Origin of the sequence: Rhodococcus sp. 06-1460-1B (assembly GCF_002258475.1) — a bacterium.
Lineage (GTDB): Bacteria > Actinomycetota > Actinomycetes > Mycobacteriales > Mycobacteriaceae > Rhodococcoides > Rhodococcoides fascians.
Genome location: NZ_NOYS01000025.1, coordinates 186,601 through 201,308, shown reverse-complemented (window position 1 = coordinate 201,308; position 14,708 = coordinate 186,601). Strand labels below are relative to the sequence as shown.

Below are 14,708 nucleotides of genomic sequence, written 5' to 3'. Positions count from 1 at the left end.
CGTAGACCACGATCAGTCCTCGGCGCGTTTCAGAACGGCCAGCACGGTGAGGAACAGGATCTTGACATCGAGCCAGATGGACCAGTTCTCGATGTAGTAGTTGTCCCACTCCGCGCGGTCGGCAATGGAGGTCTGGCCGCGAAGGCCGTGCACCTGAGCCCATCCCGTCACACCGGCCTTGACTCGGTGCCGTTCGCCGTACCGACGGATCTGCATCTCGAACAGGTCCACGTATTCGGGCCGCTCGGGCCTGGGGCCGACCAGACTCATGTCGCCGCGAAGGACGTTGAGAAGCTGGGGGAGCTCGTCCAACGAGGTCTGTCGCATGATCTTTCCGATACGCGTTCTCCGGTCGACACCCTCGACGCCACCGGGTGCGTCCCCGGCCTTCCGCTCGAACGCCGCGTCGGATGCCCGCGGCGGCCGCATGGACCGAAACTTCAGGCAGTCGAACGGCAACCCATCACGGCCGATTCGCTCCTGCGCGAAGAAGATCGGGCCGGGGGAGCTCAGGCGCACGAGCAGCATCAGCGTCAGGAAGACGGGGGAGAGCAGCAGGAGTCCGAATGCCGTCAGGACTCGATCCAGTACACCCTTCAGGGCGAACTGCCACCCCTTGGGATTGACGTGCGGCAGCACCATCAGCGGCAGGCCGCCGATGTGTTCGACACGAGTGTTGACGCCGACGGCGTCGTACAGCCTGGGCACCACCCACACCCGCATTCCGAGTCGGTGCGCAGTCCTGATCGCGCCGACCAATACTCGGTCTTCTGTCGGAGCGAACGCAACTATCAGCTCTTCCGCACCGGTCCTGCGCGCAATTGCCTCGAAATCACTCGGGAGCCCTAGGTGCGGCAGATCGGGGAGTTCGCCCCCCGGCGAGACGTCGGCGATCGGGGCTTCGCCGACGTAGCCCACCGGAGCGAGACCGTACTCGGGGAATTGTCTTGTGCGAGAAACGAGTTGGTGCGCAATCGGATCGTTGCCGAGCACGATGGTGGGGGCCGCGGAGCCGAACTTGGTGCGCAGCATGCGCTGGACGACGATGCGAATGAGACGGGCGATCGCGATCGTGAATGCGCTGAGTAGCCACAGTCGCAACACGACCGCGCTGGGCCGGTAGTCGGTGTCGGACAGGAACATCACCACCGTCAACGCGAGCACAGCGAACGCAACAGCCGTTTCGGCCGGACCGATCTCGTCGAGGAAGTTACGACGAAGGCTGCGCCTGTACATCGACTTGCCGGCCAAAATTCCGATGAGCAGCGGCAGGAAGAGCCATGGCAGCCAGCCGGTCTCGACGAGACTGCCCGAGTACCACAGCAGCGCTCCGGCCACCGCGACCGCGGCACCGAGCACGTCGACCGCGACGTTGATCGCGGTGTTCAACGGATCGGCCCGTAGTCGGTCCGCGAGTGTGCGACGGGCTACGACGACGTCGGGCTCGGCAGCCCGCGGGCGAGTGTGCGGTGATTCCAGTGTTTCGGGCACGGCTTCTTCCGGTGGTTAGTTTCGAATGAGGTCGGTCCTGAATATCCCAATTAATGTATACCGCCAGGAAAGAGGACACCCGGTCGACTTCATGAAAAAAACTCGAAGTCGGTTGTAGGTCGAAAATGCTAATGCCCGTCGGGGAAATCGTCCCTTATTCGAAAACTCGCTCGCGAATAATCCAGGCCAAATCCTGAAGAATCTGGATGTGACCGGTCGTCCACTGCCGCGGCTGTCGATCCCACACACAGAGGGTGCCCACGGAATGGCCGTCGTCGTCGACGAGCGGAACTCCGAGATAGGACACGAGCAGATTGCCCTGGACCGACGGATGGTCCTTGAGGACGTCGTTGAGCCGCGCATCCTCCACCACCAGTGGTTGGCCGAGGTCGATCGCGTAGCGGCAGATGGACCCGTCGAGAGGAACCTCTTGCGCGCCACCGAGTTCCGACGGAAGTCCGAGTGCACTCTTGAAGTACTGACGTCGGTCGTCGAGCAGAGAGAATGCGGCCGACGGGGCGCTCAAGGCATCGGCGACCATCGCGACGATCCGGTCGTAGCCGGCGTCGGAACCGGTGTCCATCAAACCCGTTCGAGCCACTGCGGCCAGCCTGTCGGGGTCGTCGATCGGGGTACCGAACGCCCGGGTCACCTCGGCGGGGCCGACGCCCTTCTCCGCGCCGGCCTGGAGAGCCCGGAGCAAAGCACCGACCTCGGAATCCTGATCGTCGGACAGTTCACGAACGAGTCGATCGACCACGGCCCGCCGAATGAATTCATCGGTCCCGAGGCCGGATTTCTCCGCCTGCCGGGCGAGTAACTCGTTGAGACGCTCGTCGAAACCGGGAAATCCTGTTGTCATTGGGCATATGGTAGTACAGGCAATGTCGTCCTACCGATGACTGCGGGGTCGAATTCTGCGTCAATCCGAATCGTTGCCGTAATTGCCACAAAGCGTATGACAATCCGTTTCGGCGAAGATCGCCTACCGGTGTTGCTATCATCCCGCAGATGAAAGCAAATGCTCCTCTGCGGGTGATGGCCGTTCTTGCGGCTCTGGTGTTGCCGTTCGCTGCGACGCCGGCAGTGGGTGCAGCTCCCGTCGTGCGGGCTCAGGCCGGTCCGGTGAACTGTGGCGGGCAGTCCGACGCCATCCGGATCGGAGTCTCGCCGGGCGCGTCGATAGGTAGCCTCTCCCCGGCAGATCTGGATCGCGAACTGACGCTTGCCAAAGCCGCGGGAGCCTTCGCGGTTCGTCTCGACATCGATTGGTCCGCAATCGAATCGACACGGGGCGCTTTCGATTGGAGTCGAACGGACCGAGTGATCGATGCCGTCGTGGCCCACGGGATGTGCCCGCACGGGATCATCGCCTACACCCCCAGATGGGCGCGAGTAGCTGCCGCGGTCAACGATTCTCACTCCCGTCCTGCAAACCCGTCCACTTACGCGGCTTTCGCCAAGACGGTGGTTCAGCGGTACCAGAACCGCATCAAGATCTGGGAAGTATGGAACGAGCCGAACATCGTGACGTTCTTCAAGCCCGTTCCCGACGTCACGGCGTACTCGGCGCTGCTTCGAGCGGCCTACACGGCGATCAAACAGGTGCAGCCCGGTTCGACCGTGCTCGTCGGTGGGATGGCACCGTCCGAGGACACGAACGGCAACATCGCGGGCACGTCGTTCCTGTCGAAGATGTACGCGCAAGGATCCAACAAGTACTTCGACGCCTTCAACGTGCATCCCTACACGTGGCCGTACCTACCCAACGACCCCAGCACAGCGTCATGGAACACCGCCATGAAGATGTGGTCGATGCGAGACACCATGGTTGCCGGCGGTGACAGTGGCAAACAGATCTGGATCACCGAATTCGGCGCACCGACCGGGACCAACCCCAACAGCGTCAGCGAGCAGGTGCAATCGGACAGCATCGGGATCGTTCTCGACGCCGTCCTCGGCAACGATTGGCTCGGACCGGCTTACGTCTACAGTCTCCGAGACGCCGGGTCCGACACCGCCGACACCGAACAGAACTTCGGCTTGGTTCGCAGAGACTGGACCCCCAAGATCGCCTACGGTCGCGTCGATGCCTACGCCGCGGAGCATTCGGCACCGTAGAACGATCGATTCCGCTGCCGGTGTTCGTAGGCTATGGTTCGCCCATGAATTCGCAGCCGGGGGGCGCGGTCCCTGATCGTAAGGACATCACGTTCGACTCGAACGGCGTCGACTGTGCGGCGTGGCTGTACCTGCCCGACAGCACCGAGCCGGCCCCGGTGATCGTCATGGCGCACGGTCTCGGCGGAACCCGGGGAATGCGACTCGACGCCTACGCAAAACGATTTCGCGCCGAGGGCTACGCGTGCCTCGTGTTCGACTATCGGTACTTCGGAGACAGTGGCGGGCGACCGCGACAATTGCTCGATATCGAGTCCCAGTTGCAGGACTGGGCGGCAGCGATCGCGTGCGCCCGGGGTCGGCAGGACGTGGACGGTTCGCGAATCGTGTTGTGGGGCTCGTCGTTCGGCGGTGGCCACGTCATCGTCGCGGCAGCACGGGATCAGCGTGTCGCCGCGGTGGTCGCGCAGTGTCCGTTCACCGACGGCATCGCCTCCGGGCTCGCTTCGAACACATGGACCTCGGTCACACTGTCCGTGCGGGCCGTGCGCGATCTGCTGGGATCGGTGATCGGGCGGCCGCCGGTGATGGTGGCGACCGCCGGACGACCGGGGACTACCGCATTGATGACGTCACCCGACAGTTACGACGGGTACCTCGCGCTCGCTCCGGACTCCGACGAGTCGTTCCACAATCGGGTTGCCGCCCGCTTCGCGCTGCAGATCGTGCGCCATCGGCCCGGACGTCGAGCGAAGGACGTCCGCTGCCCGATACTCTTCGTGGTCTGCAACACCGATTCGGTGGCACCGGCGAAGGCCACCCTGCGATACGCCCGGACAGCCCCGCTCGGGGAGATAAAAACCTACGACGCAGGCCATTTCGACATCTATCTCGGTGCTGACTTCGAGCAGGTGGTCGCAGACCAAATCGCCTTCCTCCTGCGCACTGTCCCGCCGCTGGTGGCTGCGGATCAGTAGACGTCGCGCACGTACCGCTTCTCCGCAGCGAGAGCCTTGACGTACGCCTCGGCACTGCTCGGGGCCAGTTTCCCGTGCTGTGCGACTACGCCTTTCAGGGCCGCATCCACGTCTTTGGCCATTCTCGACGCGTCGCCACAGACATAGAAGTGGGCACCTCGGTGAATCCAGTTCCAGAGCTCGCTGCCGTGTTCGCGCATGCGATCCTGCACGTAGACCTTGTCCTTCTGATCCCGGGAGAAGGCAACGTCGAGGCGGTCGAGCGACCCGTCGCTCAGCATCGCGGTGAGTTCGTCGCGGTAGTAGAAGTCGGTGTCCGCGTGCTGTTCGCCGAAGAAGAGCCAGTTCGGGCCGGTGTGCCCGAGCGCGCGCCGCTCGTGCAGGAACGCCCGGAACGGTGCAATGCCGGTGCCGGGACCGACCATGATCATCGGCGTGGCGGGATCCTCGGGCGGTTTGAAATGGGTCGATTTCTGTACGAATATCCCGATGTCATGGTTGGCGGCATGGTCGGCCAGATACGTCGAGCACACCCCGCGTCGAGCGACGCCGTGCACGTTGTATCGCACAGCCGAGACGGTCACCTGCACCTCCTCGGGATTCTCCTTCGGGCTCGACGAGATGGAATACAGACGCGGCTGCAACGGCTTGAGAACGCCGAGCCAATCGTGCACCGACGCGCGAACCGGATGTGCGGCAAGTACATCGATCGCTTGCCGTCCCCACATCCAGTCGGCGAGCGTGTGTCTGTTGTCCGGATGCAACATGGCCTCGAGGTCGTCGTCCGCGGTACGCCGGTGTACGAACTTCAACAGATCCGGTGTGGCACGGGCGATCTCGAGGTGCCGACCCAACGCCGTACGGAGCGGCATTTCACCGTGCTCGGCCAAGTCGACGACGGCGTCACCGTCGAGTCCGGTGGCACCGAGCCACTCCTGCACGTACTGGTCACTGTTGCGAGGCCAGACCCCGAGTGCGTCACCCACCTCGTATTCGAGGGTGCCCGCGGGAAGGTGGAATCCGAGTTGACGGACGTCCTTGAGCGATCCGCGTGCGGTGAGCACTCGATTCCGAACGAGAGTGGTCACGAGGGGCGACTTCTTGCTGTACCGCGGTTCTACGTCAGCGGCCGCAGGCCGACGTGCGGGTGCCGCAGGCGCGGTCGCGGGATCGGACGTTGGCGAGTCACCTGCCAGCAGCGCGCTCACCGAGTCGAGCCACTCGGCGGCCTCGTTCTCGTAGTCGGGCTCGAGGTCGACCCTGCCGAGTAGTCGCCGCGCACCGAGTTGCTCGAGACGTTCGTCGATCTTGCGGCCGTGCCCGCAGAAGTCTGCGTAACTCGAGTCGCCGAACGCCAGCACGGCGTAACGGATTCCGTCCAGTGCGGGTACCGAATCGGTTGTCAGGCTCTCCCAGAAGGTTGCGCCGTTGTCGGGTGCTTCGCCGTCCCCGGTGGTACTGCTGACGATCAACACGTCGGCCTCGGCCGGTAGTCGGTCTGCGGTGAACGAGTCCATGGAGTGTTCGGTGACTGCAGACCCAGCAGCTCGCAGATGAGAAACACTGGTCTGGGCGAACTCCTCGGCAGTTCCCGTCTGCGAGGCCCACAGCAGGAGCAGTGGTCTGCCCGCTGCCGACGAGGTGTCCCCGGCGGTTCCTTCGGTGCCCGGCGAGGGAGTGCGCGAGAACAGGCCTGCGAGAACACCGTCGAGCCACGCGTGCGTCTCGGGAGTCAGCGGGGTCCGTTCGGGCAACGTGGGGATTCCCGGCGCGGAGCGACCTGCGTCGGTCCGAAGTCCCTCCAGCAGGCCTGCCATGTAACTTTGCTCGATGACGGTGAACGGTTCTGCGGGTCGGCTCGGGCGGCCGACCAACACGGCGAGAGCGTCGACCGGATCGTGCACGTCCTCGGACGTATCGGGCGAATCCAATTGAGCAGCAGATACTTTAGTCAGCGACACCGCGCAGGCCTTGAATTCGGGTTGCTGCGAGTAGGGATCGACGGCGTCATTGGTCACCGCGTTGATCGCCAGGGATTCACCGAACTCGTCGTTCCAGTGGAACGGTGCGAAGCAGCCGCCGGGCAAGACGCGATCGGTGACCACGGCGGGCAGTACCGCACGGCCTCGACGCGACGACAGTTCGACGGTATCGCCGTCGGACAGATCGAGCCGGCCCGCATCGTTCGGGTGTATTTCCACGAACGGGCCGGGGTTCAGTTTGTTCAGCTTCGCGACTTTGCCGGTCTTGGTCATGGTGTGCCACTGATGGGGGAGTCGCCCTGTGTTGAGCAGGAACGGATAGTTGTCGTCCGGCATTTCGGCCGGTGCCATGGCGGGTCGGGCGAGAAACTGCGCTCGACCGCTCGCGGTGGGGAACGACAGGGCAGGAATCGAGCCGTCCTCCGACACCCGCAGGGTTTGGCTCACTCCGTCGTTGAGGTACCGGATGGGGTGTCTGGTGGTAGTCGACCCGGGCGGGCACGGCCACTGAATCGAACCATCGCGGAGCCCGTCGTAGGTGACGCCGCGAATGTCGTAACCGGTGGCGGGGTTCGAGAACTGCTTGATCTCCTCGAAGATCTCTTCGGCACTGGAGTACGTGAACGACTCGGAATAGCCGAGAGCGCAGGCCATGTCGGCGATGATCTTCCAGTCGGGGAGTGCTCCGCCGGGTGCTTCGACAGCCGGCTGGAACAGCGTGAGGTTCCGCTCGGAGTTGACCATGACGCCATGGGCCTCGGTCCACAGCGCAGCGGGCAGCATGACATCGGCGTATCGGTTGGTCTCGGTCTCGGCGAAGGCGTCTTGGGTGATCACCAGTTCGGCACGTTCGAGACCGTCGATCACGGTTGTTCGATTAGCCACGGACGCAACAGGATTGGTGCAGATTATCCAGCAAGCTTTGATGTCGCCCGCAGCCAACTTCGAGAACATCTCGATGGTTCCACCACCGACGTCGGTGCGCAGTGTTCCGGGCGGGATTCCCCAGGCCTGCTCGACGAACGCGCGGTCGGTGTCGTTGGTGACCGCCCGTTGGCCCGGCAGTCCGGGGCCCATGTATCCCATTTCCCGGCCACCCATCGCGTTCGGCTGACCGGTCAACGAGAAGGGGCCGCTGCCGGTCCGGCAGATAGCACCCGTTGCCAGGTGGAGATTGCACAGCGCGTTGGTGTTCCAGGTGCCGTGGGTGGACTGATTGAGTCCCATCGTCCAACAGCTCATCCAGTTCTCTGCAGTCCCGATCATCTCCGCTGCGGCACGCAGATCTTCCTCGGCGAGACCGGTTGCAGCGCAGACCTTCTCGGGGGTGTAGTCGCGAAGAAACTCCGGCATCGCGTCCCAGCCGTCGGTGAACTGGGCGATGAAGTTGGGGTCTGTGTTTCCGCTGTCGACGATCAGAGCCAGCAGGCCGTTGAGCAGCGCCAGATCGGATCCCGGTTCGAGCATGAGGTGCAGATGCGCCTTGTCGGCGGTGGCGGTGCGCCGCGGATCGACCACGATCAGTTTCGCACCGGCCTTGACCCGGTCCATCATTCGCAGAAACAGGATGGGGTGGCAGTCGGCCATATTGGAGCCGATGACGAGGAACACGTCGGCGTTGTCGAAGTCTTCGTACGACCCCGGCGGACCGTCGGCTCCCAGTGACTGCTTGTAGCCGGTCCCCGCGCTGGCCATGCACAATCGTGAGTTGGATTCGATCTGATTGGTACCGATGAACCCTTTGGCCAGTTTGTTCGACAGGTACTGAGCCTCGATCGACATCTGCCCCGATACGTACAGCGCAACGGAATCGGGTCCGTGTTCGTCGAGGATCGTGCGGAGCCTGCGGGCAGTGTCGGTGATGGCGACCGAGGTGTCCGTACTCTCCGGCCGGTCACCGCGCCGGTGGCGAATTCGAGCCTTGTCGAGGCGGCCCGGCGCGGCAAGCATGTCTGCGGTGGTGCTTCCCTTGGTGCACAGTCGGCCGAAGTTCGCCGGGTGGGTCTTGTCGCCGACCGACTTGGTGACCGTAGGCCCGATCGGCAGCGTCGACCGGGAGCTCGACTGGGACTTCGCCGCCGACGGCCCACCGACCTCGAGCACCATGCCGCATCCCACGCCGCAGTATGCGCAGAGCGTCTTCACCGTGGTGACCATGGCTTCCACAGTGCCCGGTGCAGTGTGCGCGGCCATTACACATCGGTTAGCCGGATATGACGTTGTCCTCACCGGGCGTCGAACGAGGCGGTGATGTGCGTTCGCGGCACCGATCTGTGTGGCAGGGAGGTAACACCAACTTTCTGCAGTGCGATTGGTACTCGAACGTTATTCGTCGAACGGGCTGTCGAGTGGAATGTGTGGATTCTGCGCTGGCAGAATCGTCCGGGTCGGGCTCGAAGTGGGAAAGTGGTGTGTTCATGAGGGTGTCTCGAGGATTCGTACTCGCCGCGGTGGGAGTTGTCGCTTCGGTGGCGGTGCTGTCCGGGTGCAGCTCGCAGACGGACATCTCCGAACCCTCCGTTCCGATCGATTCCAATCCGATGACCGAACTGATGAAGCCCAAGCTGACCGCGAGCGTGCTCGACGGAGCAGTCGGATTCTCACCGGCGGACCCGGTGACCGTCTCGGTTGCCGACGGCAAGTTGTCCTCGGTCACCATGCTCAACCCCGACGGCGAGCCGGTATCGGGAGCCATTGCTCCAGACGGGCTGTCGTGGACCAACACCGAACCCCTCGGCTACAACCGCGAGTATCGCGTGCAGGCCGATGCGTACGGACTCGGAGGATCGTCGAGCACGGTGTCGAGCTTCACCACCAGCCAGCCGGGCAATTTCACCAAGCCCTACGTTCTGCCGAACCCGGGCGACGTGGTGGGTATCGGGCAGCCTGTCGCGGTCCAGTTCGACGAGGCGATCACCGACAAGCTTGCTGCCCAGAATGCGATCACGGTCACCACGACGCCGGCCGTGGAAGGTGCGTTCTACTGGGTGAACAACAAAGAGGTTCGCTGGCGACCGCAGAACTACTGGGCACCGGGCACCAAGGTCGACGTGGCCGTCAACGTGTACGGGCGTGATCTCGGTGACGACATCTACGGCCAGGAGAATGCGACGACGTCGTTCACGATCGGCGACGCGGTCATTGCCACTGCGGACGACAACACCAAGCAGGTGACGTTCAACGTCAACGGCCAGGACGTCATCACGATGCCGACGTCGATGGGCAAGGACTCCACCCCGACGGACAACGGCGTCTACATCATCGGTGATCGATTCGAGCATCTCGTCATGGATTCGTCGACCTACGGTGTGCCGGTCAACTCGTCCACCGGGTACCGGACTCCGGTCGACTGGGCGACGCGTATGTCGTACAGCGGCATCTTCTTCCATTCCGCACCGTGGTCGGTGGGGCAGCAGGGCTACTCCAACGCCTCGCACGGGTGTCTGAACCTCAGTCCGACCAACGCCAAGTGGGTCTACGACAACACCAAGCGCGGTGACATCGTCGTGGTCAAGAACACCGTCGGTGGAACGTTGTCGGGCACCGATGGTCTCGGCGACTGGAACATTCCGTGGGACGAGTGGAAAGCGGGCAACGCCACCACTGTCTGATCGGTGTCGATCAGCTTCGATCGCGGGTCTGGTAGAGCGAAGGATCTATCCCGAGTGTCTTCAGGTACGCGACCGGTTCGATGCTCGAGCCGTTGTTGCGGACCTCGAAGTGCAGATGCGGTCCCGTCGAATTGCCGGTGCTGCCGACCGCCCCGAGGACATCTCCCGGTGCCACCTCGTCACCGACGGACACAGCGAGGCTGGACTGATGGCCGTAGTAGGTCTCGGTGTTTCCGCTCTTGACCCGAACGAGCTTGCCGTAGCCGTCGCCCGCGTCTCCGGCCTGAACGACGGTTCCGCCGGTCACCGCATGGATCGGGGTTCCGCTGTCGGCAGCCAGGTCCACACCCTGGTGGTACTGCGCGCCGTTGCCGGTCGGGTTGTTGCGTCCGCCGTAACCCGAAGTGATGCGATATTTGCCTGCGTCGATCGGGAGCACGGCACCGCCGAGCCCCACCGTGGGCGGCGCACTCGGAAGTTCGATCTCGGGTACATCCGCGGGAGTTGCGGTATCCGGCACCGACAGCACGTCGCCGTCGAGAACGATCGCCGCGACCTGGTTGATGAGCACACCGGTGGCGTCGAGCACCGCGGCGAGTATTGCGGCCCGCTGCTGCGCATCGGGCTGGGGGATCGGGATCTGAGGTAATTCGATCGTGGGTTGAGCGGTGGCCACCGCTGGGCTGAGCAAGCCGGTTGTGCCGATGCACAGTGCTGCCGACAAGATCGAACCCGCTATGACTCTGTGCATTCTGCGACCCACGAAAAGCCTCCTCGTCTGCGTCCACCGGGCACCCGTCGGATGGGCGCCCACAGGACGTAAGAACATGTTCGGTGACGCTTCGGGGCACGCTGATCTCACGTAGCAGAAAACACATGAAATCACATTGGTACTTTTCTTCCCCAAAAGTGCCATTGGTAACCGTACGTCACAGAAACCCCATAAGAAACTCGAAAAGTGAATTACAACAACGTAATTCGAGGTCAGGGTGGGTACGCGCCGTCCGCTCGAACACCCTTGCGAAGGGTGGAGTGAATACACGAAAAAGGCCGGTCTCGCGCGGAGACCGGCCTTCTTCGTGTGGGGTGAGCGACGGGACTCGAACCCGCGACATCCAGGATCACAACCTGGTGCTCTACCAGCTGAACTACGCCCACCATTGCACGCGTCCGCAGAACCTTTTCGGGCTCTGCATCAGCAGCGTCGACAATACTAGCGGGTTGAATCCGAGGTTGCTAATCCGCCCCCGATTGCGTGTCGAGTTCGGCAACAACTGCTGCGATGTCGCTGGTAGAGGGCCCCGGCGGAGCCACGAAGGCCGTCCGGCGGTAGTACTGCAACTCTTTGATCGACTCCTTGATGTCCGCGAGGGCGCGGTGCGCAAGGCCCTTGGCCGGCTGCCCGTAGTAGATCCGTGGGTACCACCGTCGAGAAAGTTCCTTGATCGAGCTGACGTCGATCATTCGGTAGTGGAGGTATGTGTCGAGCGCGGTCATGTCGCGAGAGATGAATCCACGATCGGTCCCGATCGAGTTTCCCGCGAGCGGAACCGTTCCGGCCACCGGGACGTGCTCCTTGATGTACGCGAGCACGCGCTGCTCGGCTTCCTCCAGGCTCACCGTCGACGCGCGCACCTCGTCGGTCAAGCCCGACTTGGCATGCATGTCGGTGACGACGGCCGGCATGTTCGCCAACGCATCGTCGTCGGCGTGGATGACGATGTCGACACCCTCTCCGAGGATGTTGAGCTCACTGTCGGTCACCAACGCCGCGATTTCGATCAGCTTGTCCTTGCTCAGGTCCAAGCCGGTCATTTCACAGTCGATCCACACGAGTTTGTCCTGCACTCGCTCCACAGTAGTGCGCGCACCACAGCCACTAGGGTTTGCGGTGGCGATCGACCCCGTTTCACTTCAGCGCACGTTCACGAAAGGATGCGGACATGACAGGCGACCCGACGCAGCCGGCACCCACGCTCAGCCCTGCCGAGAAGGCGAAGGCGGCCAAAGCGGCGGCCGTGGAAGCCGCACGGGTGGCTGCCGAAGCTCTGGCTGCGGCCGACGCCGCCGAGGCCGAGGCGCGTGCCGCAGAGCAAGGGTCGGCACCGGCGGTGCACGGTAAAGCAAGCGAGATCGCCGCCGGATACACATCGGCAGGTGCGGCATTGGAACTGGGAACCGTCGTTCTGGACGGTGTCACCGACCCCGCTGCCCGCATTCGTATTCCGTTGGCGACGTTGAACAGGCACGGTCTCGTTGCCGGGGCCACCGGAACCGGCAAGACCAAGACGCTTCAGGGGATAGCCGAACAGCTTTCTGCCGCAGGGGTTCCCGTCGTCATGGCCGACGTCAAAGGAGATCTCTCGGGCTTGTCCGCGCCGGGCGAAGACAACGACAAGATCCGCAGCCGCGCTGCGGACACCGGCCTGACGGACTGGGCTCCCGCCGGACACCCGGTGGAATTTCTCTCGCTCGGCACCGAGGGGATCGGGGTGCCGGTGCGGGCCACGATCACCGCGTTCGGACCGATTTTGCTCAGCAAAGTGTTGGGGCTCAACAACACTCAAGAGTCGACCCTGGGGCTGATCTTCCACTGGGCCGATTCCCAGGGACTTGCCTTGCTCGATCTCAAGGACCTGCGGTCGGTGATCATGCATCTGACGAGTGACGAAGGCAAGGCCGACCTGAAAGGCATCGGCGGTGTCTCGTCGGCGACCGCCGGAGTCATCCTGCGTGCCTTGGCCAATCTCGAGGCCGACGGCGGCGACACCTTCTTCGGCGAACCGGAACTCGAGACCGAGGACCTGCTCCGCGTCGGACCCGACGGACGAGGCGTCATCACCCTGCTCGAGCTCGGTGCGCAGGCGTCACGTCCGGTGATGTTCTCCACCTTCCTGATGTGGGTGCTCGCCGACCTGTTCCAGACGTTGCCCGAGGTCGGTGACGTCGACAAACCCAAGCTCGTGTTCATCTTCGACGAGGCGCATCTGCTCTTCGCCGACGCGTCGAAAGCCTTTCTGCAGCAGGTGGAACAGACCGTCAAGCTCATTCGCTCGAAGGGCGTCGGCGTCTTCTTCTGCACACAGCTGCCCACCGACGTCCCCAACGACGTTCTCTCCCAACTGGGTGCGCGAATCCAGCATGCTCTGCGCGCCTTCACTCCCGATGACCAGAAAGCACTGAACAAGACGGTGCGCACCTACCCCAAGACCGACGCGTACGACCTCGAGAAGGCACTGACGTCGTTGGGGACCGGCGAGGCGATCGTGACGGTGCTCTCGGAGAAAGGCGCGCCGACACCGGTGGCGTGGACGAAGATTCGCCCGCCCCGCTCCCTGATGGACACCATCGGCAATGACGCCATCGCGGCCGCCGCGTCGTCGAGCACCCTGTCCGCCAAGTACCGCGAGACAATCGATCGCGAGTCCGCCTACGAGCGGATGAACGCACGGGTGGCGGATGCGCCCGCTCCGGTCGAGAAGTTCGACATTCCGCCTCTGCCCGCCGATCTTCCGGATCTGCCGCCGAGCGAGCCGGACGGGCCGTCGGCCGCGGAGCGCATCATGGGCAACCCAGCGGTCAAGAGCTTCCTTCGATCGGCTGCCTCGGCCGCCGGGCGGGAAATCTCGCGCAGCATCTTCGGAACCGGACGACGGCGTCGGCGGCGCTGAGCTTGCTCAGTCGGGAGTGGAGCCCGCGGAACGACCGGGATTCGGGTACTAGCTGCCGAGCTTCTTGTAGAAGCTGCCGATGATCGGCGCGGAGATGCTGCGCGGGCTGTACTGCCCGGCTACCGACATGCCCTTGCTGAGCAGTCCGGGAACGACGCGCATCTTGTTCTTCGCCAGGCCGTCCAGCGACAGCTTCGCGGTGTAGGCGCTGTCGATCCACAGGAAGTCGGGAACCATCTTGTCCACGATCGACGCATCGGCCGGATCGGGTGTCTCGGTGCGGACCGGGCCCGGAGCGAGCAGGGTGACGTTGACGCCTGTGCCCGCGAGCTCACCGCGCAGTGACTCCGAGAACGTGTTGACGAAGGCCTTCGTCGCGGCGTAGGTCGCGTTGTTGGGGATGGCCATGTTGCCCGCCGCAGAACCGGTGATGAGGATGCCGCCTGCTCCGCGGCCGATCATGCCGGGCATGACTGCCAGCGTGAGGTCGTGTACGGCAACGGCATTGAGCTCCACCTGATCGCGCTCGTACGCGGGATCGAGCCCGGCCACCGGTCCGAACGTCGCGATGCCTGCGTTGTTGCACAGGATCGAGATCTCACGCTCGGAGAGCTCGGTGACCAGCTCCTGGCGCTGCTCGCGGTTGGACAGATCGGACGCCCGCACCTCGACGGTGACGCCGTGCTCGGCGGTGAGCTTCGCGGCCAGCGCCTCGAGCAGTTCACCACGTCGGGCCACGACGATCAACGAGTGACCACGGGTGGCGAGTTCGGTGGCCAGGGCTTCACCGATACCGGAGGAGGCTCCGGTGACGACGGCGCGGGCATCGGGGCTGGGCTTGGGCAGGCTCACGGT

General features: G+C 63.8%; 10 protein-coding genes and 1 tRNA gene. 4 read left to right on the top strand and 7 right to left on the bottom strand.

Annotated features, from left to right (window positions below; translation table 11 throughout):
• Positions 1 to 12: 12 nt before the first annotated feature.
• The gene (locus CH268_RS14105) at positions 13 to 1,491 is read right to left on the bottom strand and encodes a sugar transferase (protein WP_255182392.1); all 1,479 of its coding nucleotides are present in this window, start codon (positions 1,489 to 1,491) and stop codon (positions 13 to 15) included.
• 154 nt (positions 1,492 to 1,645) lie between these two features.
• The gene (locus CH268_RS14100; protein ID WP_032389277.1) at positions 1,646 to 2,353 is read right to left on the bottom strand and encodes a GAF domain-containing protein; all 708 of its coding nucleotides are present in this window, start codon (positions 2,351 to 2,353) and stop codon (positions 1,646 to 1,648) included.
• A 149-nt stretch (positions 2,354 to 2,502) separates the two neighbouring features.
• On the opposite strand from CH268_RS14100, the gene CH268_RS14095 reads away from it, so the two are divergent.
• Together CH268_RS14095 and CH268_RS14090 are read left to right on the top strand one after the other, a co-directional pair.
• A complete protein-coding gene (locus CH268_RS14095) occupies positions 2,503 to 3,612 on the top strand; it encodes a cellulase family glycosylhydrolase (RefSeq protein WP_032368228.1) in 1,110 nt (369 codons plus the stop codon).
• 44 nt (positions 3,613 to 3,656) lie between these two features.
• Positions 3,657 to 4,589, top strand: a complete 933-nt coding sequence (locus CH268_RS14090) for an alpha/beta hydrolase (RefSeq protein ID WP_094664681.1) — start codon at positions 3,657 to 3,659, stop codon at positions 4,587 to 4,589.
• Here CH268_RS14090 and CH268_RS14085 read toward each other — a convergent pair.
• Positions 4,583 to 8,764: a bifunctional nitrate reductase/sulfite reductase flavoprotein subunit alpha gene (locus tag CH268_RS14085; RefSeq protein WP_094664679.1), complete on the bottom strand. Its 4,182-nt coding sequence runs from the start codon at positions 8,762 to 8,764 to the stop codon at positions 4,583 to 4,585. The genes CH268_RS14090 and CH268_RS14085 overlap by 7 nt on opposite strands.
• A gap of 224 nt (positions 8,765 to 8,988) precedes the next feature.
• Here CH268_RS14085 and CH268_RS14080 point away from each other — a divergent pair, with 224 nt between their 5' ends.
• Positions 8,989 to 10,182 carry a L,D-transpeptidase gene (locus CH268_RS14080; RefSeq protein ID WP_032370364.1) on the top strand — a complete coding sequence of 398 codons (1,194 nt, stop codon included), beginning with the start codon at positions 8,989 to 8,991 and terminating at the stop codon, positions 10,180 to 10,182.
• Between the two features lie 10 nt (positions 10,183 to 10,192).
• Here the strand turns inward: CH268_RS14080 and CH268_RS14075 are convergent, their stop codons facing one another.
• From CH268_RS14075 to orn, 3 genes are all read right to left on the bottom strand, one after another.
• Entirely contained in the window at positions 10,193 to 10,945 is a 753-nt protein-coding gene (locus tag CH268_RS14075) for a M23 family metallopeptidase (RefSeq protein ID WP_027497617.1), read from the bottom strand.
• 319 nt (positions 10,946 to 11,264) lie between these two features.
• Positions 11,265 to 11,340: transfer RNA gene (locus CH268_RS14070), tRNA-His, on the bottom strand.
• A gap of 78 nt (positions 11,341 to 11,418) precedes the next feature.
• The gene (gene orn / locus CH268_RS14065; protein ID WP_027497616.1) at positions 11,419 to 12,030 is read right to left on the bottom strand and encodes an oligoribonuclease; all 612 of its coding nucleotides are present in this window, start codon (positions 12,028 to 12,030) and stop codon (positions 11,419 to 11,421) included.
• 95 nt (positions 12,031 to 12,125) lie between these two features.
• Here orn and CH268_RS14060 point away from each other — a divergent pair, with 95 nt between their 5' ends.
• Positions 12,126 to 13,853, top strand: a complete 1,728-nt coding sequence (locus CH268_RS14060) for a helicase HerA-like domain-containing protein (protein ID WP_094664675.1) — start codon at positions 12,126 to 12,128, stop codon at positions 13,851 to 13,853.
• Positions 13,854 to 13,901: 48 nt separating this feature from the next.
• Here CH268_RS14060 and cmrA read toward each other — a convergent pair whose 3' ends face one another.
• A complete protein-coding gene (cmrA, locus tag CH268_RS14055) occupies positions 13,902 to 14,705 on the bottom strand; it encodes a mycolate reductase (RefSeq protein ID WP_032370197.1) in 804 nt (267 codons plus the stop codon).
• Between the last annotated feature and the right edge of the window lie 3 nt (positions 14,706 to 14,708).